This window comes from Thermogemmatispora aurantia, from assembly GCF_008974285.1.
GTDB lineage: Bacteria > Chloroflexota > Ktedonobacteria > Ktedonobacterales > Ktedonobacteraceae > Thermogemmatispora > Thermogemmatispora aurantia.
On sequence record NZ_BKZV01000001.1, the window covers coordinates 474,648 to 496,718 of the forward strand.

The window sequence follows — 22,071 nt, forward strand, 5'->3', positions numbered from 1 at the left end:
GAGCCAGACGCGCTGAGCTATGATCGAGGTGAATAACGTTACGTTCCGCTATAGTGGCGAGGCTGAAGAGGGCATAGCTCCAGCCCTGGAAGAGGTTACGCTGCGGATCGATGAGGGCGAAACTATCGCCCTCATCGGTCACAATGGCTCGGGCAAAAGTACCCTGGCCCGCCTGCTGGCGGCTATCGTGCTGCCACAGCGGGGGAGCGTGATCGTCGATGGCCTGCGCACGGACGCCGGCGGCGAGAGTCTCTGGCAGATCCGCCAGTCCGTGGGCCTGGTTTTCCAGAACCCCGACGACCAGCTGGTCACCAATACGGTGATCGATGAGATCGCCTTTGGACCGGAAAACCTGGGCCTGCCGCGCTTCGAAATTGAGGAGCGCGTTGAAGAGATGCTGGATTTGCTTGATCTGCGACCATACGCCAGACATGCAGTGAGCGATCTCTCTCAGGGCCAAAAGCAACGTCTGGCGGTGGCCGGTGTCCTGGCTATGCGCCCCCGCTACCTGATCCTGGACGAGCCAACGACGATGATTCCCGGACACACCGCCGAGCAGCTGCTTGAGACGGTGCGTCGCCTGGCACGGGAGCGAGGCATCAGTGTGCTCCATATTACGCATCACATGTACGAGCTTGCCGATTTTGATCGTGTGATTGTCATGAACCGGGGACGCGTGCTGCTGGACGGGACGCCGGCCAGCGTCCTGCGCCACCGGGAGGAGCTGGAGCGCGCTGGTCTGGGCCTGCCGCTGATTACGCAGCTCGGCCAACGTTTGCGCGCCAGGGGATGGTCGCAGCTCCCAGAGGTGATTCTGACTCTGGATGATCTAAAGGCGGCTTTATGCTCTTTGAAGTAAAGGATGTCTACTACACCCGCATGCGCGGGACACCGTTTGCGGTCGAGGCCCTCAAGGGCTGTAGCCTGACGATCCCCGAGGGCAAGATCACCGCTATTGTGGGACCAACACAGGCCGGTAAGTCGACGCTGCTGCTGACGCTCTTGGGCCTGTTCCGACCGAGCCGCGGCTCGGTGCTCTTTCGCGGTCAGGATATCCACCAGGCCCCCTTCGACCTTGAGGCTCTACGCTTGCGCGTCGGTATTGTCTTTCAGTCGCCCGAGGCCCAGCTCTTTGAGGAGACGGTTGGCAAGGATGTCTCCTTCGGGCCTCGTCGGAAAAAGCTGGCACCGGCACAGTCGCGGCACCTGGTCCAGGAATCGCTGGAGGCGGTGGGACTCCCCTACGAGGAGTTCCGTACGCGCTATACTGCTTCCTTGAGCGGCGGACAGAAGCGTCGTGTGGCGATCGCCGGCGTGCTGGCCCTGGAACCCGAGGCCATCCTCTTCGATGAGCCAACGGCGGGCCTCGATCCCCAGGGCCGGCAGGAGTTACTGGCCTTGCTCCAGCGCCTGAAGACGGAGCACCAGCTGACGATTGTGCTCACATCGAGCAGCCTGGCCGATGTGGCTATGCTGGCCGATCAGGTGATTGTCCTCCATGAGGGACGTGTGGTCTTGAGCGGTAGCCCTCGTACGGTCCTGGCTCACGCCGAGGAGCTGCTCGCGCTCGATATTACCTTGCCCGAGATTACGCAAATCGCTCTGGGCTTGCGCTCGCTCTGGCCCGCTCTTCGTTGCGATGTGCTGACCCTAGATGAGCTTGAAGAGGAGCTGGTGCGCTTTCTTCCTCATGCCGCCAGCCAGGAAACTCAGCTCTCCTCTCCTTGATACTCGCCAGCAGGTGGTTACCATGATCGAGATCTCCCGCCATATCTCCTTCGGTCAATACGTCGATAATGGCTCACGGCTAACACGCCTTGATCCGCGGGCCAAGATTCTCTGTTTTGCTCTCGCTGTCGCTGCTTTTACCTATATTAGCCAGTTCGCTGCGCTAGCTCTCTGTTTATTTTTCTGTCTTTTTCTTCAGTGGCTCTCTCGTCTGCCTCTGCGCTATGTGCTGCAGGGTATGCGCATGTTCATCAGCTTTCTAGTGATACTCTATGCCTTTCAGGTCCTGTTCTATACGTCGAGCACGCAGGCGACGAGCGTGATCTGGCACTGGGGAGTGTTGACGATCTCCTGGGAGGGCCTCATGCACAGTACGCAGGTCGATCTGCGAGTGATTTTCCTGTACTATTTGACTTCACTCCTGATGCTGACTACCTCGTTGGTCGATCTGGCCGATGGAGCAGAGGCTTTGCTGCGTCCCCTCCGTCGCCTCGGACTGCCGGTTCACGAGCTGGTGATGGTCTTTGTGATTGCTCTGAAGTTTGTGCCCCTCCTCATTACTGAGGTGGAACGCTTGAGTATCGCCCAGGCGACGCGCGGGGTACGCTTCGGACGCGGCAACCCCTGGCAGCGTATTCGGGCGCTGAGTGGGATCATTGTGCCGCTCTTTATGAGCGGGCTGCAGCGCGTGGAGATGTTAAGCACGGCTATGGAGGCTCGTTGCTATCGCGCCGGCTACCGCGGCTGGCGTCGCAGTAAACTGCATGCTTTGCAGTGGGCTGGCGCCGATAGTCTGGCGCTGGCCTGCTGTCTGTTGCTCTGCGGGCTGTTGGTGGCACTCAATTTTGTCAGCCCTTTCTAGGCGGCGCCGGCAGAGCCGCGTGGCTAGTATGCCAGCGCCGCTGCCCCATGCCAGGCTTCCTTTGAGGATGTTCTCAACCCGGTCGCCGCGATCGCTCCCTGGCCTGACCTGAGCCAGCGGTCTCATCTATAATACCTCTCGTTCTCAGCCTCACCTTTCTTCCAGTGCCCTGCTCCCCAACTTTGGCCTTGTTTGTCCTCAGCCTGACAGCTTCGTGTCAATATGACGAGGGAAAATGTTGACAAACTATCGCCTAATCCGTAAAATTATATCATAAACTATCACACTAACCTGGATGAAAGCCGGGAGGAAGGGGAGAAGGAGGGCTTATGGCCTGCGCTGGTTGTCGTTGTGATGGCGTGTGCTCAGCGAGGCCGGGCGGACTGCGTCAGCGAGGAAGGTAATCAGGCAGGTATATGGAGATGACCAGCATAGATCTTGACGTTGATATCCTTGTGATTGGTGGGGGTGTGGTTGGCTGCGCGATCCTGCGCGAGCTTGCGCGTTACGATGCCAGCATTGCTTTGCTGGAGCAGTACCCTGACGTCTGTGAAGGTACCAGCAAGGCCAATAGCGCTATTGTGCACACTGGCTTCGATGCCAGGCCAGGCACTCTGGAGGCGCGCTTGCTGGCCGAGGCACGCCAACTGTGGCCGGAGGTCATCGCGCGCCTTCACATTCCCTATCTGCAGACGGGGGCGCTGATGGTAGCTCTCAATGAGCAGGAACAGGCTACCATTGCCAGGGAAATTGTGCCCAAAGCAGCGGCCAACGGGATCACGTTGCAGCCGTTGAGCCGGGCGGAGATTCTGGAGGCGGCCCCTTACGTCAACGAGCGCATCGTTGGCGGTGTCTTGGTCGAAGGTGAAGGGGTCATCGATCCTTTTTGGACGACACGCGCCTATTGCGAGCATGCTCTCCTTAATGGGGCCCAGCTCTTTTTGGGCGAGCGCGTGAACGCCATTGAGGTGGGGCCACGGCGGCTTCGGGTGCACACGGAAAACGGCAGGACCTTTTCGGCTGCCCTCGTTGTCAATGCTGCTGGACTATGGGCCGACGAGGTTGCGCGCCTGGCAGGTGATCATTCCTTCAAACTCACACCACGCAAAGGTGAGTTTCTGATCACCGAGGAGGACCACGGCGTTGCACAGATCATTCTGCCGGTACCGAGCGAGGTCTCCAAGGGTATTTTGGTGACACCGATCGTTTTCGGTGGCGTCCTGCTTGGGCCGACAGCAGAGGACGTCAGCGATAAGAGAGACCTGGCGACAACCACGGCGGGACAGCAGCGCATCCGCGAGGGTGTGGGAAGGCTGGTGCCAGCTATGACCACGGTCTCCACCGTGCGTCAGTTCGCCGGCCTGCGCGCCGTGAGCAGTACCGGCGACTACATCATTCGCCCTTCAACCGTCAGCGAGCGTCTGCTTCATGTGGCTGGTATTCGCTCCACTGGTCTGTCGGCTTCGCCGGCCATCGGGCACTACGTTGGAACGCTGGTCGGGGAAACGTTGGGGCTGCGTCTGCGTACCAGCTACCGTGAGGCGCTACCGGAGCCACTGAGTGAAGCCGCCCATGAAGATGGCGAGGTGGTCTGCCTCTGCCGCTCGATTACTCGCGGCGAGATTCTGGCCGCCCTGCGCTCAACCCTCCCTCCGCAGACTCTGGATGGCCTGAAGCGACGGACGGGCGCGATGTTGGGCGAGTGCCAGGGCAATCTCTGCCTCCCTCGTCTGATCGCACTGTTCCAGCAGGAGCTGGGGCGCGATCCTTTGTCTCTGGAGAAGCATGCCCCCGGCTCGCGCTTGCTAGTCGAGCGCCTGACGCACCTTGGCAGCGTCCCCGCTCACCGCTGTGAGCGGTCCAAGCGAGGACAGTAGGTCAGCACTCTCTGGCCTACCAATCGCTGGGAGTGCTGGTAAATGCAGAAGCAAAGGAAGCAGATGAGGAAGGTGCAGATGTCGGCATATACCTTGGAGGACATGCCTCTGATGGAAGACCTGCATGAGGGAGATTATGATGTGGCCATCGTTGGAGCCGGCCTGAGTGCCTTGAGCCTGCTGCATAGCGGGGGCACGGCTCTCGGGCGCACGGTGGTGCTCGATTATCAGGAGCAGGTGGGCGGGTTGTTGCGCTATCTGTTGCCAGCCGACGGCTTTGGAACAGAGTGGGAGCTGCTGCGGGATTTCCAGCTTCCCGCAGGAGTGAGGTTGCTCCTGCAAACGACGGCAGTGGGACTGCTGCCTGCCAACGATGCAGAGCCGACCCATACGCTGGTCGTCCGTCAGCGCCAGGGCACGACGCAGCTGCGCGCTCGCCAGGTGGTAATCGCCTGCGGCGGAGTGGAGCGTCCCCGCGAGCATGATGCTATTCCAGGGACGCGCCCGGCGGGAGTCATGACTCCCGTACTGGCTCTGCAGCTGCTGGCTCAGGGCTATCTGCCCGGGCGGCGCGCCCTGGTCTACGGCGATTCGCGCTACGCTCTGGCCACGGCCAGGCGTCTGGCTGAGGCTGGCCTGGAGGTAATCACGGCTGCTCCCGCCAGTGGCAATGGCCGCTCTGTCAGGCTCTGCGGGACCTTAGAGGAGATCTGCGGCTTTCCGCGCCTCACCGCCGTGCGTTTGCTCTGTGATCAGCAGTCGGTAGAGGTCGAGGTCGATACCTTGATCTACGCCACTGGCCTGCTGGCCGGCACACACTGGCTGAAGGGCAGCGGCGTCGCATTGACCGCTGCTGGAGCCATCGCCGTCGATGCCCACTACCGCACGAATATTGCGGGCATCTATGCCATCGGCACGGTGGTCAGACCGGGGTTAGACCATGAGGATTCCGTGCGCATGGGGAAAGAGGTGGCAGCCCTGCTGCCAGGAGGTGTATCATGAAGCTCAACGGAGCGGTCAACGTCAGCGCGCCCAGAGAAGAGGTCTGGCAGCTCTTTATGGACCCAACCCAGCTCTGTCGGGTCGTCCCAGGCTGCGAGCAGGCGCAACGTGTGGATGACACTCACTATGAGGCGCTGCTGGCGGTCAAGATTCAATTCATGACCATCCGCGCCCGCGCCCACGGTACCTTGCTGGAGGCGCGTGAGCCGGACCATCTGGTCGCCGAGATGGTCGGCGAGCCGCTGGCAATGGCCGGGGCTTTCCGCGCCCACTTGGTGGTTGACCTGATCCCCACCCCTCTGACGGGAGGAACGGAGGTACGTTACACAATCGAGCTTTCGATGCTGGGACGTCTGGCAAGCCTGGGCGAGGCCATCATCCGGGCAACGGCGAATCGGCTGGCGTCACAGTTCGCCGCCAATGTTGCTCAGCTCTTCTCAGCCCAGGCCCAGGAACCTGGTCAACGCTAGAGTCGGCTCTTGCTCGCCTGGTCTGCCCGCCACCAGGCCGGGTTGGCCCAGGTCTACCACTCCTTCATTCCTCAACAGGATGAAGCTATCACACGGTCTGCTGCGCAGGGGAGCGCGCCCATGAGGCCCTGAGCTGAGGATTGCTACCAGCCCGACTAGCGAGCGAGCGGGTATGGCGCCCACCGGGCTGGTACGGGTCTTGCCCCTCAGCCAGCGCCCCATGAAGGATGCACATCTGTTCGCCCTGCCGAAGAAAGGAGCACCTTCTATGTCGCTCAGCGAGCAACCAAAGCTGGTCTCAGAAGAGCAGCTTGTCGAACAGTTTGGCTACCGGCAGGAATTCCGCCGCGAATTGAAGCGCTTCGCTTCCTTCGCTGTAGGTTTCTCCTTTATCTCGATCACAACGGGTATCTTCACCACCTACGGCTCAGTGCTGAACTGGGGTGGGCCTCGCGGCATCTGGACCTGGCCTCTGGTCATTGTCGGTCAGCTCCTGGTGGCGCTCGTTTTTGGGGCTCTGGCCTCTCGCATTCCGCTGGCCGGCTATTCATATCAGTGGGCCTCGCGTCTGATTAACCCAAAGATCGGCTGGCTCACAGGCTGGATCTCCTTCACCTTCCTAGTCGTCGACGTGGTGGCAGTCGACTATGCGGTGGCACAGACAGTTCTGCCGATGCTCTTCGGCTATACAGAGACGCCGGTCAATGCCTGGATCGCCACCGCGGTGGTGATTCTCATCCAGACGCTGCTCGTGCTCTTTTCTACTGTCTGGGCGACGCGTATCAACAACACCGCCGTCGGCACGGAGGTGGTTGGCATTGTGGGCCTGACCTTGCTGCTGCTGATCGTCGGCGGTGTCCGTGGCCTGCTCCACCCCGATCACCTCTTCAGCACAGGCAGCGTTCCCGCCGCTAACTACTTCAGCTTCGGCGGCCTCTTCTCCAGTGGCCCTTTCATGCTCTCCTTCTTGCTGGGAGCCTTCACGATCGTCGGATTTGAGGCCGCAGCGAACCTGGCCGAAGAGACGCAGGAGGCGCACCGTACGGTGCCGTTTGCCATGTGGTCTTCGGTTCTGCTGAGCGGCGTCGTCGGCTTTGCCTTCCTGATCGCCCTTAATCTGGCCTCGGACAATTTACAGGCGCTGGCCAGCTCCGCGACGCCAGTGGCCGATATCATTACCCATATCCTCGGGCCGATCGTTGGCGATATTTTCCTGGTGCTGGTGACTTTCTCGATCTTTGCCTGCGGTCTGGTGATCTTTATCACATTGACACGCCTGATCTGGGCAATGTCGCGCGACGAGCGCTTTCCTGCCTCGCGCTGGCTGCGCCAGGTTAATCCCAACACGGGCACGCCGGTTCCATCGACGGTACTTTCCTTTGTCCTGTGCGAGCTGGTCCTGGCCCTCTTCGCCGGTATCGGTCTGGCTCAGAACCAGACAACAACCCTCGGCAATCTCTTCTCGGCGGCCACGCTCTTGCCCGCGATCATCTACCTGTTGACGGTGATCTATTATGTGGCTGCCCGGCGCCGCTTACCCTCCATTCCCGGCGGCCTCAATCTGGGGGTCTTTGAATGGCCGGTGATTATTCTGGCCCTCATCTGGCTCGTCTTCGAACTGCTGATCTTCCGCGATGGACAGTTCGCCGTTCCCTGGCTCTATACCCTGGGGATGTTCGCACTCGGTCTGATCTACTTCGTCTGGTTGCTGATTGCACGACCGGCGGTCCTTAAGACAGTGCCGATCGAGGAGACGGTACGGGCCTTGGGCAACTCCTCACCTTCCGCCGAGATCTCAGGCTCGTCAACAACGTAGCAGAGCCGGCGCACTCTATCCGACCAACCCAACCTGCTTGCTACTCTGGCCTGTTCGTGCACTGGCTTACTCTCTACGGGTGATTGAGGGATCAGCAGCGCACGAGCAGGGCCAGAGGCGATGAGGGGCCGCCGGCCCTGCTGTGTTGGGAAGGGCATCAGTACAGGAGGAGAGCAAGGATGATGGCTCCCGCAATACTCGCTATCGATCAGGGAACCACCCGCACAAAAGCGCTCGTGTTTGATGCCGAAGCTCGTTGTCTGGCTCAGGCTGCGAGTGAGGTGCCGCTGACTTATCCACAACCGGGCTGGGTGGAGCAGAATCCCTATGACTTGCTGGAGAGTGTGATCGCGAACGCCCGCGCGGCCCTGCAGACAGCCGGCGAGGTGTCACTGTTGGCCTGCGGCCTGGCGAATCAGGGCGAGACGGTGGTGGTCTGGCACCGGCGCAGCGGGCAACCGCTCTATAATGCCATTAGCTGGCAAGACCGCCGCACCGATCTGCTGTGCGAGCAGCTGCGCCGCGAGGGAGCCGAACGCTTGATTCGCGAACGCACCGGATTGCCACTTGATCCCTACTTTTCGGCGACGAAGATCCGCTGGATTCTGGATAACGTCCCCGGGGCTCGTGAGCTAGCTGCTCGTGGTGAGCTACTGGCGGGCACTACCGACGCCTGGTTGATGTGGTGTCTGCTGGGCGAGCATCGCACTGATGAGACAACGGCCTCGCGAACGATGCTCTATAATCCTCGTCTGCGCGACTGGGATGAGGAGATCCTGGCGCTGCTGGAGATCCCTCGCTCGATCTTGCCAGAGATTCAGCCGTCCTGCTCGCTCTTTGGTACGATCTCGGCGGAGCACTTCGGGCACCCTTTGCCGCTGACTGCCTCCCTGGTGGACCAACAGGCGGCCCTCTTCGGTCAAGCCTGCTATGCTCCCAACGATGTCAAGGTGACGTATGGTACCGGCGCCTTTATTTTGCTCAACGCCGGCCAGACGCTGCCGACTTCGCGCCACGGCTTGCTCCCGACAGTGGCCTGGTCACGCGGCGAGGAGATCGTTTACGCCCTCGATGGGGGCATCTATGTGGCTGGGGCCGCGATCCAGTGGCTGCGCGATATTGGCCTGGTGCACAGCCCCGAGGAGACGCTGGAGCTGGCCCTCTCGGTCCCTGACAGCGGCGGCGTCTTCTTTGTGCCAGCTCTGGCCGGCCTGGCGGCTCCCTATTGGGATAGTTACGCCCGCGGTACGATTATCGGCCTGACCCGTGGCACAACACGCGCCCATCTGGTACGGGCCACCCTGGAGGGAATCGCTTTCAGCACTCGTGACGTGCTGCAGGCAATGGTTCAAGATACCGGGCGCCCAATCCGCAGCTTGAAAGTCGACGGCGGCGCCTCGGCCAATAGCTTCCTGATGCAGGCGCTAGCCGATATTACTGGGGTCGAGGTACACATCGCCGCCGTCCAGGAAACGACAGCCCTGGGCGCCGCTTTCCTGGCAGGAATCGGGGCAGGCCTCTGGCACGATGAGAGGGAGACGGCTCGCCTCTGGCGCGAGGCGAAGGTCTACCGCCCGCGTGGCAATGGTTCGATCGAGGCACTCTATCGGCGCTGGTTTAATGCGGTGGAGCGCGCACGCGGCTGGGCCGCTATTGCTTAAGCCTGCTCGCGTTCTGCCTGCTGTCGGCCCGCACTTACCTTTGCTGACCGCCAGCTTGGGGTCAGGAGCGGGGAGCCGCCTCGCTAGCCCGGCGAGATGGCTCCCCTCTTACTGGCTTCGCGGCCCCTCGCTGCCCCTCATTGCTCCCCCTAGATCTGGCAATCTCGCCGGCGCCTGGCTTCTCTTCCTTCTTGCTCCCCGACTGGGAAGGGTGCGCGCCCTCTCCCTCTCGCTGGATTTCGACCTCAGCGCACCTCTGGAGACGAACAGATGCTCTTGACAAATGTTCTCAACAGTGAGTATACTTTGAACTGCACAAACTGTCGTTATTGTTTCTGTCTATGTTGCTCGGGTCTACCACATCTAGAATATCTGTTCTGATGAGGTACCGCCACCCGGGCAGAAGCCGCTAGCAGGATCAGGGCTATGGTGCGAGAGCTGAGCGCGGCGGTCGGGGTGGAGATTGGAAGCAGCCGGGCGACGATCGCAATTATTTCTGCCAACGGTCAGGTCCGGGAGCGCTTCGAGGCCAGAACGCTGCGCGGGCGGCCAGCACGAGCCACGCTGGAGCCATATCTACGGGCGATAGATGCCGCCATACAGCGAGCCGAGGGAGCAGGTTATGCTCTGCGCGGTATTGGCGTGGCCTTGCCGGGGAAACTTGATCAGACATACCGCCGTCCTTTTCTCATTCCTCTCCTTCCCTCCCTCAATCATTTTCCCCTATGCGATCTGCTCGAAACGCGCTATCACCTACCCGTACGACTGCACAGCGACGTTGAGGCAGCAGCGCTGGGTGAATATGCCTTTGGCGCCGCCAGGAACAGGCATCAGGCTCTCCTACTCACCGTTCAAGCGGTTGTGGGTGCGGCGCTGATCAGTGATGGGCAACCGGAGCCGACGGCCCGCGACTGCACTGGTCACGTCTGTCATCTACCCGTGGCCAACACTGGTCCGCGCTGTAGCTGTGGGCGCCGTGGCTGCATCAGTACCCTGGTTTCGCTAGAGGCGCTCCAGCGCCTGATTCAGCGTGCAGCTCGCAAGGGTGAGTCGAGCAGCCTGCTTCAGCGTCTCAGCAATCGCGAGCATTTCAGCGCCCAGTTGCTGGCCGAGGAGGCGGCCCGGGGAGACAGCCTGGCGCTCTCCATTTATCAAGAGGTGGGGCACTGGCTCGGCATTGCAGTGGCGTATTACCTGCGCCATTTCGCACCCGAGGTCGTAGTGCTGGGGAACGGTCTGCTCAACGCTGATGAGCTGCTGCTCGGTCATCTGCGCTACTCGCTCCTCTCCCAATTTGGGGCACAGCCAGCGGCGGAAGAGGGTCAGCGCGTCCAGGCCCTGAGCATTGTCCCGGCGCATTTGGGACGGGATGCAGCCCTCATCGGCAGCGCCGTACCGTTCCTGGCCCCACTGCCAGCCCACCGAGCTGAGGGAGAGCCATCTGCCTTGCCCTCTCAGGAGGCTCCTGCACTTGCCAGCAGAGGCGGAGGCGAGCTGGTTCTAGAAGAGCTGGCCACCGCCCGACGGCGGGAGGGCCGTTCCGCCAGCCGCACCTATCGCCTTCCCCCTGCCAGCGACGATCTCAGCTGGCTGGTTACCGAGCGTCCCCAGTCATCAGGACCTCCCTCCCCCGATGACCTTGGTCCTGCAGCGCCTTCTCATCCTCGCCTGAATCCTCGCCGCCTGCGTGGTCGCGATCATTAGACCAGCCCACGCCCAGGCCCGGTGAGTCATGCCCCCGTCAACCAGGCTAGCGCTTGTTACTCAGCCTTATAAGAAAATCAACGCGCCCAACAAGCAGCTCGGCCAGGCAAGAGCAATCGCTGGCCGAGACTCCAAGCTGTCGCGCTACGGCAGCCGGTCTCACTAGGCCCGCCGACGCGCTCTAGTTCACGCTGATAAAGGGTTGAGAAGGAGCAAGAAGGAAAGTTTACAGGAGAACGATCTGCTAGCGCTCAGTCTCCGCGGCAGAGCTACAGGCGAGCAAGGTGTTCAGCGCCGAGCAGGGAAAGAGGGACTAACGAGAGACAGGCGGCTTTTTAGAGGTCAAACCCCTCTCCTGCATCATCTACGTCTTCTAATTCACCGCGATCAATAATAGCTTCTCGCTCATCCAGCATACCTGGCAGGGGATCGATGTACATGGTGCGGCGCACCAGATCGATCTGTTTGATCACCTCTTTGACGGCAGGGATTAAGGCTTGCCTGCCATCTGGCATGCGGATTGCGTAGACATCGTTGCTACCGGTTAGCCAGATCTCAGTGATCGACCCTACCTCCTGGCCATCGAGGGTAAAGACACGCAGGTTGAGGATATCATGCTGATAATACGAATCGGGAGGCAGGGGAGGCAACTCGGACAGTGGAATCTGCAGCTCGCAGTTGCGCAGGGCCTCGGCAGCTGTCAGCGAATCGAAGCCCTGCAGCTTCAGCAGAACGAGGCCGCTCTTATAGGGACGGACATGCTCGATGCGATGGCGCCGGGGAGGGGAACCACAATAGATAGCCTCCAGCTGCGCAAAACGGTCAGGCAGGTCGCTCATCGGCAACACCTTGATCTCGCCACGCAACCCGAAGGGGGCAATCACCCGCCCCACGGTCGCCCATTCCATGGTGCCTTGAATAGAACTGGCAGTCATCGCCCGCTCAGTGTCTCTCATTGGAGTTTCCGAGAGAAAAACAGGGTTAGCGAAATCAGGCTAGACAACCTTCAAGGAGGTATGGCGGCCTTCGCGCGTCCCCATAGCGCGCATCAGCGTACGCAGGGCCTTGGCCACGCGGCCTTCTCGCCCGATCACCTTGCCGTAGTCCTCGGGCGCCACTCGCAGCTCAAGGACCACTGCCTGACGGTCGTTGCGTACCTCGCGCACCTGCACCGCCGCCGGGTTATCCACCAGCGACTGCGCAATATATTCCACCAAGCGGCGCATCGAAGAATTTCTCACGGCCATAGCTAGCTACTCTGCCTTACCAGAGGAAGCAGAACCTGCCTTCGCCTGCTCGAAGCGCTCCAGCACTCCAGCGCTCTTGAAAAGCGCGACCACGGCCTCTGAGGGCTGCGCGCCATGCTGCAGCCAGCGCAGCGCCTTCTGCTCATCGATCTGCACCGCCGCCGGCTCGCGCAACGGATTATACCAACCGATATTCTCAATAATGCGCCCATCGCGCGGCGAAGGCGCGTTCGCGACCACAATGCGATAGCTGGGCGCCTTCTTCTTGCCCACGCGCATCAAACGAATCTTAACAGCCATGCTTCCCTCTTCTCTCCTCTCCCCAACGGGGAAAGTCCTCAACAGTACTTTCTCTCTCGCTAGCCCGGGCTGGCCATTGCGCGTCTCAGTCCAGCCTGCGTAGAGCTAGCACCCTCATTGATCTCATCGGCGGAACCACGCCCGTCAAGCTGTCCCCTCCTCATGCCAGCCAGCCGCGCCGAAAACAGCGCTTCATACACAGACGACGCCAAAGCAAGAGAAAGCTGGAGCAAACACTGCGCCGCTGCGTGCGAGGCATAGCCTGGTAGATGCAGGACAAGGCATAGGGCATGGCCCCAATGGCGTCATCAGGATAGCACGGGCGACAAATTTTGTCAACAGATGGCGTGGCAGGCCTCCACGCCTGCTCAAAGCCCGGATCATGCAGAACGCCAGCCAGGGCCAGAGCACGTCCACCGATTTGGGTCCGGCAGGACAGGAAAGGAAGCACTCAGCTCGCTAGCTCTCTGCTATAATGAGGCGCGAATGCAGAGTATGAGGGGGCATAGCTTGTTCATGCGTCGTACAAAGATTGTCTGTACCATTGGACCGGCTAGCAGCAGCGAGGAGCGCCTGGAGCAGTTGATGCTGGCCGGAATGAACGTCGCCCGACTCAATTTCTCTCACGGCACTCACGAGGAGCACGCCGCGGTAATCGAGCGCATCCGACGCATCTCGACGCGGCTGGGCTGGCCCGTGGCCATCCTTCAGGATTTGCAGGGGCCAAAGATCCGCGTTGGCAGTCTGCCCGGCGGGCAGCCGCTGCGCCTGGAGACCGGCAGACAGGTGATTATCACAACGCGCGAGTCGGCCACCAACGGTGAAGGCGTCCCTCTCCCAGAGCAGAGCGGCGAGCTACCGGTCATTCCCACTACGTATGGGCTGCTCGCACAAGACGTCAAGCCTGGCGATCGTATCCTGCTCGACGACGGCCTGATGGAGCTACGCGTGCTCGCCAGCGATGGCCTTTCCGTGCGCTGTCAGGTGGTGCATGGGGGGTTACTCAAGGAGCACAAAGGCATGAATTTACCCGGCGTGACCGTCAGTGCCCCTGCGCTGAGTGAGAAGGATCGCGCTGATCTGCGCTTCGGCGTCCAATACGGAGTCGACTATGTGGCGTTAAGCTTCGTGCGCCGGCCAGAGGATGTGCTGGAGGCCCGCCGCTTTCTTCAGGAGCTGCAGGCGGAGATCACTGCCCATGAGGGCAGACAGCAGGCTATGGGCGACATTCCTCTCATTGTTAAATTGGAGAAGCCAGAGGCCGTGGCGCGCCTCGATGAGATTCTGGAGGTGGCCGATGGGTTGATGGTCGCCCGCGGCGATCTCGGGGTCGAAATGTCGCTAGAGAAGGTGCCGCTGATCCAGAAGCGCGTCATCGCTCGCTGCAACGAGCTAGGACTGCCGGTGATCACGGCCACGCAAATGCTGGAGTCGATGGTGACCAATCCTACACCGACGCGCGCAGAGGTCGCTGATGTCTCTAATGCTCTGCTTGATGGCACCGACGCCGTGATGTTGAGCGCCGAGACGGCCAGCGGCTCCTACCCCGTGGAGGCAGTGGCGATGATGGTGCGCATTATTCAGGAGACTGAGGCCGATGATCGGACCGCTCAGCCACCACATTGCCGACGCCTGTCCCAGGAGCACGCTGTCAGCCACGCCGCTCGCGCGCTCTCCGAGGAGGCCAGCGTACGGGCGATTGTGGTCTTCACGCGCTCGGGCAACTCGGCCCGCCTGATCTCTAAAGATCGACCGCGCCGTCCGATTCTGGCGTATACTCCCTCGGAGCGCGTCTATCGTCAGCTAGCCCTATGGTGGGGCGTCTGGCCACGCCTGATCGAGATGCATGGGACGACCGAAGAGCTGATCGCCACTGTTGAGCAGCGCCTCCTGAGCGACCATTTGCTCAGCGACGGTGAGCATGTGGTGATTATGGGCGGGCTGCCGGTAGCCAGTCGCGCACGCACCAATTTTGTCAAACTGCATCGCATCGGCGAGGGACGCGTCTCTGGCTAACTCAGGCCAGCAAGAGCCACACTTCCCTTCTTCCTCAGCGCCCTGCCCTCCGCTCCCCCCAACGCGATGCCGCAGCGGAGGGCATTGGCAGGCTGGCAAGGGCGCGTCTCGTTTGACATCCTCGCTGAATAGGACTATACTGGAAAACATCAGACCAGCGCCATCGGCTGCGGCGGGTAATAGCGATGTTATCCCGCCGCGCCTTATTGCAACGGGGCAAGACATGGCATGGCACGTACCGCCTGGCTGGCTCGGCTTTTGAGTCCTGTTTCAGGAAGAAGAGGTGTGCATGACTGTTCAGCAGGAAAAGAACCCAATCCCCGTTCCCCAGGTTGAGCCACGGGCTCCGATCCCTAAGCAGAATCTCCGTATTCCCGGCCCCACTGTGGTGCCGGATGAGATCCTGGCAGAGATGGCCCGCCCGATGATCAACCACCGCGGGCCGGAATTCGCCGCTATTCTGCGCCGTGTCACCGCACGGCTGCAATACTTTTTCCAGACGCGCTCTCCCGTTTTGACATATCCCGCCTCCGGTACAGGCGGGCAGGAAAGCGCTATTGTTAATCTGTTCTCCCCGGGCGACCATGTGGTGGCGATTACCATCGGCTCCTTCGGCAATCGCTTCGCACGTATCGCCGAGACCTACGGGCTGCAGGTGAGCCGCATCGAGTTCCCCTGGGGCGAGGGGGCCGACCCAGATGTGGTAGAGAGCCGCCTGAAGACGCTGCCCCCCTACCGCGGAGTGCTGGTTACCCATAATGAGACGTCAACGGGGGTGACCAACGATATTCAGACGCTGGCCTCCCTGATCAGGCGTCACAATCCCGATGCCCTGATCGCTGTGGACGCTGTTAGCTCTCTGGGCTGCATCCCGCTAGAAATGGATCTGTGGGACCTCGATGTCGTCTTTACGGGTTCGCAGAAGGGCTGGATGTCTCCCCCAGGGGTGATGATGATTGCCGCCAGCGAACGCGCCTGGCAGGCCAATAAGAGCGCCAAACTACCGCGCTTTTACTTTGATTGGGCCAGCTCGCGCAAGAGACTGGAGGCCGGTCAGCACCCTACGACGCCGGCGGTTTCGGTCTTCTATGCCCTCGATCGCGCTCTGGAGCTGATGCTGGAAGAAGGACGCGAGGCGATCTTTGAGCGCCACCGCCGCGCCGGTGAATACGTACGCCGCCGCGCTCGCGAGATGGGCCTCGAATTGTTCGCCAATCCACGCTACGCTTCGAATACGGTGACAGCGGTCCGCTTGCCAGAGGGCTTCAATACCAAGGCTTTCATGAAGGCTCTGCGCGAGCAGGATGGCGTCGTTCTGGGGGGCGGCCAGGAGCACCTGGAGGGTAAGATTTTCCGCGTCGGCCATCTGGGCTACTTCCGTGAGGAGGATCTGGCCGAGGCTATGGATAAGGTGGAGCAGCGCCTGCGCTCTTTCGGCTTTACGGGCCGTTGAACGCCGCTGCAGGAAGGGGGAGCAAGGCTATGGTGATGGCTGAGGATAGACAGCCTGCGCCGCCTGCGCCAACAGAGACCGTAAAGATTTTGATTGCTGATCGCGTGGCTCAGGAGGGCATCGATTTTCTACGCACCCATCTGCCAGAGGCCACGATCGATGTGCGTACGGGCCTCTCTCCCGCTGAGCTATGCTCGATCATTGGCGATTATGCCGCCCTCGTCGTGCGCAGCGAGACGCAAGTGACGCGCGAGGTGCTCGCCGCTGGCAAGCGCCTGAAGATTGTCGCACGCGCCGGGGTGGGCGTGGATAATATCGATTTAGAGACAGCGACACGCCTCGGCATCATGGTGGTGAATTCCCCCCTGGGCAACGTGGTCGCTGCTGCCGAGCATACAATCGCGATGTTACTGGCCCTGGCGCGCCATATTCCCGCTGCCGACCGTAGTATGAAGTCCGGTAAGTGGGAGAAGAGCCGCTTTCTGGGCAGCGAGGTCCGCAATAAAGTGCTCGGTATTATTGGCCTGGGAAAGGTCGGTAGCGAGGTAGCAAAGCGCGCTCGCGGCCTGGAGATGGAGGTGATCGCTTTCGATCCCTATGTCTCGGCAGAGCAGGCCAGTAAGCTGGGCGTGCAGATGACGAACCTCGAGGATCTGCTGCGTCGCTCCGACTTCGTCACGCTCCATACTTCGCTGACCACTGGCCCCTCCGGGACGCGCGGTCTGATCGGCGCTCGTGAGCTGAGCCTGATGAAGCCCAGCGCTCGCTTGATTAACTGCGCACGTGGCGGCCTCATCGACGAGGAGGCCTTGTTGCAGGCGCTCAAAGAGCAGCGCCTGGCCGGGGCCGCGCTCGACGTGTTCAGTCAGGAGCCGATTCGCGATCACGCTCTGCTACGGGAGCTGGTCAGTCATGAGCAGGTAGTGGCTACTCCTCACCTGGGGGCCTCGACTGAGGAGGCTCAGGTCGGCGTGGCTCTCGACGTGGCTGAGCAGATTGTGACCGTCCTACGCGGTGGCTTCCCTCGCGCCGCGGTCAACGCCCCGCTCATCCTGCCTGAGACACTGAAGGTCCTCCAGCCCTATATGACGCTGTTGGAGAAAATGGGGCGCCTCTATACCCAGCTCCAGCCAGGCCCGCTCCATCGCATCGAGCTGTCTTACAGTGGCGAGATTACCGCCTACGATCTGCGTCCGCTCCAGGCTGCTCTCATTAAGGGCCTGCTGGAACCTATCTCAGACGCCCATGTCAACATGATCAATGCTCCTCTGCTAGCGAAGCAACGCGGCCTGGAGATCACGGAGCAGAAGTCGCCTACGGCAAGCGAGTTTGCTAACCTGGTGACGCTGCGTGTGCTCGATGTCAATGGCCGGGCCTCCTTCGCAGGTCAGGGCGAGAGCGAGGCTGAGCACGTCGAGTTGCTCAGTGGTACAGTCATGCACGGGGAGCCGCGTATTGTGCGGGTCGGTCGCTACTGGACGGAGTTTGTGCCCGAGGGGTACATTCTCTTCTGCCGCAATCCCGATCAACCTGGCATGATCGGACGCGTGGGCACCATCCTGGGCAAGGCCGGCGTCAATATCCGCCATATGGATGTCGGACCAATCGAGCGCGCTCCGCGTCCGCGTCACCCCGGCGCCCAACCCGACATCGCTCTGATGATTATCTCAGTCGATGATCCGATCCCCGACTGGGCCCTCGAAGAGATCCGCGCCTCGGGCGATATCTTCGGCTTGACGGTGGTCAACCTCTGAGGAGTAACGCCTAGCGATGGACATTGGGCTTGCTTGCTTGCCTGGATACGCAAGCCCAGGCACCAAAGGGCAGTCCTTCCCCGCCTCGGCTAGAGCTTTAGATGCGGGAAGGGACTGCCTTCCTTTTCTCCCTCTCCAGGTCTATGCCCTTCAGCTCATTGGACTTTGAGCAGTTGGTGCTCGGTCCCCTCACCCTGGCGCGAGTGCTCTTGCAGAAAGCGCTGCTTGAGCTGACGCTGCAGCAGGCGGCTTATGGCCAGCGAGAGCGCCATGAGGGCTACTAAGATCAGACAGGCCGGCAGCGTATACTGCTGGACCAGAGCAACCCCCCAACGCCAATGCTTTCCAAGAACCATGCCGAGGCGAATGATCACCACACACCAGAGCAGGGAGCCGAGAAACATGGCCAGGAGGAAGCGCCGATAACTCAGGCGCGATATGCCCGCCAGAAAGCAGGCAAAGGGACGAACATAAGGAGTGATCCGCGAGAGGAAGATCATCCAGGCCCCCGCACGCTGAAACCAACCCTCTGCCACATTCGCTTTGCCCTCATCAATACGCAGGAATTTCATTAGCCGCACCAGCGCTGGACGCCCTCCCCATTCGCCGATCCAATAGGCCAAGCAGGCCCCCACACAGCTCCCCAACAGTGCAGCCCCGGCCAATGGCCAGAAATCCAGATGGCCGAGCGTCACCAGCGCTCCAGTGAGTAGCAAAAGCGTACTGTTGATGACCGGAATTCCGCAGCTTTCTAAAAAGAGAAATAGGGCTACAATACTATAAATAACTATTGGATGAGCTTTGAAAAGAATATTGTCAAGCAGGAACTGGATCAGTGTCTCTAGCATGTTGTTCCTTTCCGCTTAGACCAAACCATGCCAGCCAGCTAGCCAGTCATGTATCCAATGGCAGGAAGCTTCCCTCTGTTTTTCTCTCTTCTTCCTGAAGAGTATACAACAGAAGGAGCTATTACTGACCTATCGTGAAATGGTCCCAACCATGTCTCAAGCCAGATCTTCATGTGCCCTTTTTACTCCACCCATAAGACGAGTGGGCCATCGATAGAGTTGCAAGCGCTGGCCCGAAGCGGTGAGCAATCTTGCTCTGCAACAAAGTTGGTCTGGCAACGTATCATCTAAGCGAATGGCCTTCTTCGACGCAAGGGGAGCGCGTAGCAGGTCTCGTGGGGAGATTCCATCGTCAAGTCTAAGCCAGTGCCTCTGCCTGCGCCTCGCCCATCTGCGCTCGTTGGAGCAGCTTTGGCAAGGGGAAGAGCAGGGAACCCAGCGGTTTGAACACCAGCGGCCCGGACACCACGCAGTAGTGAGGTCCTCCTGCCTGCTTCGTTCTTCTTTCTTTCTTTCTTTTTTGTCTTTTTGTCGGACCTGACTGCTCGCTGTCTTGCTAAGCTATTACTGCGATCGACCAGGCATCCAATACTTTGACAATTCCGCTCTGAAGAGAAAGAAAGGAGTTCACTGATACATGACCGCCGTCACCCCGGCCTCTAGAGGTCAACGCCTACGACGGCCTACACGCGCCGAGGCACGCTTTGCTCTGGCTGTTTTGTTAATGGTTAATATGCTTAACTACGCCGATCGCTATATTCTACCGGCGATTCTCCCCCGCGTCCAGCACGATCTGCAGATCAGCGATTTCGAGGCCGGCCTTCTGAATTCAGCCTTCTTGCTCGTCTACGGACTGACCACCTTGCCGTTGGGGATCTGGGCCGACCGCACGCTACGCAAGAACATCGTCAGTCTCTGTGTCGGCATCTGGAGCCTCGCCACTGCTATTACTGGATTGACCCGAAATTTCGTCCAGCTCTTCATCACGCGCTCGGTGCTCGGTATCGGTGAGGCTGGCTATGCGCCCGCTTCGCTCTCGCTGCTGGGTGACTATTTCCCACGTGCTCAGCGTGGGCGTGTGCTTTCCTACTGGGCGGCAGCAACCCTGATCGGCTCGGCATTGGGCTTTGTGATCGGCGGCTTGATCGCCGACACACTCGGCTGGCGCTGGGCTTTCTATGTAGTTGGGCTGCCAGGGCTGGTGGTGGCTTTTCTGGCCTGGCGCCTTTATGAGCCTGCGCGTGGCTCGTTTGAGGAGGATGAGACTCAGGGACAATCTGAAGCTTCTTCGTCCGCGTTAGTGACTGAGGGCCATGCCAGTCTGAGCGGCGATTTCTGGCGCCAGGCCCGAGCCATTTTGCGTATTCCTACCTATTGGGTGCTCCTGGGCGCCCTCATCTGCAGCTTCTTTACCATCGGGGGAACTTCAGCCTGGCTGCCAACTTACCTCTTTCTGGATTTCCACCTCACTCTGAGCCAGGCCGGGCTGCTGGCGGGTGCCCTCTTGGTTGGGAGCGGTCTGATTGGTACCGTGCTCGGCGGCCTGCTGGCAGATCGCGCCCAGCGCCGCTTCGCGCAGGGCCGTTTGCTGGTGGCTACGCTGGGCTTCTTGATCGGCGCTCCTCTAGCCCTGTTAGCCCTCCTCTTTCACCAGCTGCTCCTCTTTATGACAATACTCTTTGTAGCCGGCGTAGCTCTCAACTTCTGTACTGGCCCATTGAATGCTGTAATACAGGACGTAGTGCTACCAGAAGTACGCGCCACAGCTCTGGGTCTCGCTCTGCTGCTCGCCCATCTGCTTGGAGATGCCTCAGCTCCTGCTCTGATCGGCTTGCTGAAGGAACACAGCTCTCTCCACCTTGCTCTGCTCAGTACCGCCCCCAGCGCTCTGCTCCTGGCCGGCTTGATCTGCCTCCTGGGCCTGCGAACGGTAGCCCGCGATATGCAGCAGATGCAGCACGCTCTGGAGGAGCGCCGCCCACTGGGAGCGGAGACCAGGTAAGGACCGCTCACTCCGGGAGTGGCGGGGAGAAGGAACAGGAATCGGTCACTGAGGAGAACGGGCAGGGGGCAGAAAGCAGAAAAAGGAACGCCCCGCAATGCGGGGCGTTCTCAGAAACCTGGAGCGGGCTACGGGATTTGAACCCGTGATCTCAACTTTGGGAAAGTTGCATGTTACCGCTACACCAAGCCCGCCTTTCACTCTTGACGGCATTTATTATAGCCCCCACTCCCGCAAATGTCAAGAGGGCAAGGGGGCATATACTGTCATTTCGCCCCAGGTTGCCGGGAAGCAGCAGCTTCGTTTGTGATATCATGGCGATGGCAATAGCTTTGACGTCCAGCGGCGCAGCACCGCCCGGCAGGCAAGAGAAGTAACACCGCGTAGGGCGCAAGGCCATCAGTAATAGCGCGAACGAGAGGTTAGTAAGCGCACGGTCACCAGGGACTTCCTTACAGGAAGCAGCACGAGAGGAGGCAGTCATGGGCTTGCTTTCACGTCTGGCTTTACTGCTGCGCATCCGCAGCAAGGCCGCCCTTGAGCGAGCGGAGGACCCGGTGCAGGTGCTCGATTATTCCTATCAGAAACAAGTGGAGCAGCTTCAACAGCTTCGCCGCGCCGTCGCCGACGTGGCTACCAGCGAGAGACGCCTGGAGCTTCAACAAGCAGAGCTGCAGCGCCAGACCGAGCGCTATGAGCAGCAGGCTTTTTATGCACTTCGTACTAATCGTGAGGATCTGGCACGTTTGATCTTGCAGCGTCGCGAGCTGTTGCTTGATCAGCTCAATAGCTACGAGCAACAGCTTGGGCAGGTGCGCGCGCAAAAGGAGCAGTTAATTGAGCTGGAGCAGCAATTGAGAATGCGGGTCGAGGCGTTTCGCTCGCAGAAGGAGGTCTTGAAGGCCCGCTATAGCGCCGCTCAGGCCCAGGCCCGTATCGAGGAGGCCCTCGCAGGACTGAGCACGGAGATGACGGAAATGCGTCTCGCTCTGGAGCGCGCCCAGGAGAAGATCTTGACCGCGGAGGCCCGCGCCAGCGCTTTGCACTCTCTCCTCGAACAGGGCACGCTGGACAGCCCCCTCTCTCCTCCGCTTCTAACCGCTGGCGGCGATTCCCTCGATCGTGAGCTGGCACGCCTTGATCAGGACGAGCAAATAGAGCAACAACTCCAGCTTCTTAAGCAGCGGCTCTTGTTAGACAGGCCAACCTCGGAGGGGCAAGGCCATCTCCCTCCAGCGGAAACGTAAGTGTCCTCGGCAGGTCCCAGCCTGCTGCTCAGCACTGTAGGTCGCAGCGCAGGTAACCAGGACCCGACCCTCCTCGCGCTTTGG

The 22,071-nt window shown here is 60.5% G+C and carries 18 protein-coding genes and 1 tRNA gene; 14 read left to right on the forward strand and 5 right to left on the reverse strand.

The features are described 5' to 3' along the window. Nucleotides 1–19 precede the first annotated feature (19 nt). The 9 genes from KTAU_RS01805 to KTAU_RS01845 all read left to right on the forward strand — a co-directional run bounded on the left by KTAU_RS01805 (nt 20) and on the right by KTAU_RS01845 (nt 11,120). Nucleotides 20–859, forward strand: coding sequence for an ATP-binding cassette domain-containing protein (locus KTAU_RS01805; protein WP_112428067.1), 840 nt, complete (start codon nt 20–22; stop codon nt 857–859). Continuing rightward, a complete protein-coding gene (locus KTAU_RS01810) occupies nt 844–1,728 on the forward strand; it encodes an ATP-binding cassette domain-containing protein (RefSeq protein WP_151726762.1) in 885 nt (294 codons plus the stop codon). Before KTAU_RS01805 ends, KTAU_RS01810 begins: the two co-directional genes overlap by 16 nt. A gap of 22 nt (nt 1,729–1,750) precedes the next feature. Next, complete coding sequence (locus KTAU_RS01815) at nt 1,751–2,590, forward strand: energy-coupling factor transporter transmembrane component T family protein (protein ID WP_170292988.1); 840 nt, start codon at nt 1,751–1,753, stop codon at nt 2,588–2,590. A 422-nt stretch (nt 2,591–3,012) separates the two neighbouring features. Further along, the gene (locus KTAU_RS01820; RefSeq protein ID WP_151726764.1) at nt 3,013–4,467 is read left to right on the forward strand and encodes an NAD(P)/FAD-dependent oxidoreductase; all 1,455 of its coding nucleotides are present in this window, start codon (nt 3,013–3,015) and stop codon (nt 4,465–4,467) included. 78 nt (nt 4,468–4,545) lie between these two features. Further along, a complete protein-coding gene (locus KTAU_RS01825) occupies nt 4,546–5,469 on the forward strand; it encodes an NAD(P)/FAD-dependent oxidoreductase (RefSeq protein WP_170292989.1) in 924 nt (307 codons plus the stop codon). Continuing rightward, nucleotides 5,466–5,939: an SRPBCC family protein gene (locus tag KTAU_RS01830; RefSeq protein ID WP_151726766.1), complete on the forward strand. Its 474-nt coding sequence runs from the start codon at nt 5,466–5,468 to the stop codon at nt 5,937–5,939. Before KTAU_RS01825 ends, KTAU_RS01830 begins: the two co-directional genes overlap by 4 nt. Nucleotides 5,940–6,207: 268 nt before the next feature. Next, complete coding sequence (locus tag KTAU_RS01835) at nt 6,208–7,755, forward strand: amino acid permease (RefSeq protein ID WP_151726767.1); 1,548 nt, start codon at nt 6,208–6,210, stop codon at nt 7,753–7,755. Between the two features lie 179 nt (nt 7,756–7,934). Continuing rightward, nucleotides 7,935–9,416, forward strand: a complete 1,482-nt coding sequence (glpK, locus tag KTAU_RS01840) for a glycerol kinase GlpK (protein ID WP_228026280.1) — start codon at nt 7,935–7,937, stop codon at nt 9,414–9,416. A 426-nt stretch (nt 9,417–9,842) separates the two neighbouring features. After that, nucleotides 9,843–11,120 carry an ROK family protein gene (locus tag KTAU_RS01845; protein WP_151726768.1) on the forward strand — a complete coding sequence of 426 codons (1,278 nt, stop codon included), beginning with the start codon at nt 9,843–9,845 and terminating at the stop codon, nt 11,118–11,120. 335 nt (nt 11,121–11,455) lie between these two features. Here the strand turns inward: KTAU_RS01845 and rimM are convergent, their stop codons facing one another. From rimM to rpsP, 3 genes are read right to left on the reverse strand one after another with little or no spacing between them, the layout of a single operon-like run. After that, on the reverse strand, nt 11,456–12,055 hold the full coding sequence (gene rimM / locus KTAU_RS01850) for a ribosome maturation factor RimM (RefSeq protein WP_170292990.1): 600 nt from the start codon (nt 12,053–12,055) through the stop codon (nt 11,456–11,458). A gap of 60 nt (nt 12,056–12,115) precedes the next feature. Further along, nucleotides 12,116–12,346 carry a KH domain-containing protein gene (locus KTAU_RS01855; RefSeq protein WP_069803405.1) on the reverse strand — a complete coding sequence of 77 codons (231 nt, stop codon included), beginning with the start codon at nt 12,344–12,346 and terminating at the stop codon, nt 12,116–12,118. Nucleotides 12,347–12,373: 27 nt separating this feature from the next. Beyond that, nucleotides 12,374–12,667, reverse strand: a complete 294-nt coding sequence (gene rpsP / locus KTAU_RS01860; RefSeq protein ID WP_151726770.1) for a 30S ribosomal protein S16 — start codon at nt 12,665–12,667, stop codon at nt 12,374–12,376. A 516-nt stretch (nt 12,668–13,183) separates the two neighbouring features. Between rpsP and pyk the strand changes: the two genes are divergently transcribed. The 3 genes from pyk (at nt 13,184) to serA (ending at nt 17,890) form a co-directional block, all read left to right on the forward strand. After that, nucleotides 13,184–14,683 carry a pyruvate kinase gene (gene pyk / locus KTAU_RS01865; protein WP_151726771.1) on the forward strand — a complete coding sequence of 500 codons (1,500 nt, stop codon included), beginning with the start codon at nt 13,184–13,186 and terminating at the stop codon, nt 14,681–14,683. A 289-nt stretch (nt 14,684–14,972) separates the two neighbouring features. After that, nucleotides 14,973–16,136, forward strand: a complete 1,164-nt coding sequence (locus KTAU_RS01870) for a pyridoxal-phosphate-dependent aminotransferase family protein (protein WP_151726772.1) — start codon at nt 14,973–14,975, stop codon at nt 16,134–16,136. Nucleotides 16,137–16,171: 35 nt separating this feature from the next. Continuing rightward, entirely contained in the window at nt 16,172–17,890 is a 1,719-nt protein-coding gene (serA, locus tag KTAU_RS01875) for a phosphoglycerate dehydrogenase (protein ID WP_170292991.1), read from the forward strand. Between the two features lie 155 nt (nt 17,891–18,045). On the opposite strand, the gene KTAU_RS01880 is transcribed toward serA, so the two are convergent. After that, nucleotides 18,046–18,738, reverse strand: coding sequence for a DedA family protein (locus tag KTAU_RS01880; RefSeq protein WP_151726774.1), 693 nt, complete (start codon nt 18,736–18,738; stop codon nt 18,046–18,048). Nucleotides 18,739–19,375: 637 nt separating this feature from the next. On the opposite strand from KTAU_RS01880, the gene KTAU_RS01885 reads away from it, so the two are divergent. Further along, the gene (locus KTAU_RS01885; protein WP_151726775.1) at nt 19,376–20,740 is read left to right on the forward strand and encodes a spinster family MFS transporter; all 1,365 of its coding nucleotides are present in this window, start codon (nt 19,376–19,378) and stop codon (nt 20,738–20,740) included. Between the two features lie 119 nt (nt 20,741–20,859). Here KTAU_RS01885 and KTAU_RS01890 read toward each other — a convergent pair. Next, nucleotides 20,860–20,934, reverse strand: a tRNA-Gly gene (locus KTAU_RS01890). A 288-nt stretch (nt 20,935–21,222) separates the two neighbouring features. On the opposite strand from KTAU_RS01890, the gene KTAU_RS01895 reads away from it, so the two are divergent. Beyond that, entirely contained in the window at nt 21,223–21,987 is a 765-nt protein-coding gene (locus KTAU_RS01895) for a PspA/IM30 family protein (protein ID WP_151726776.1), read from the forward strand. Nucleotides 21,988–22,071: the final 84 nt, after the last annotated feature.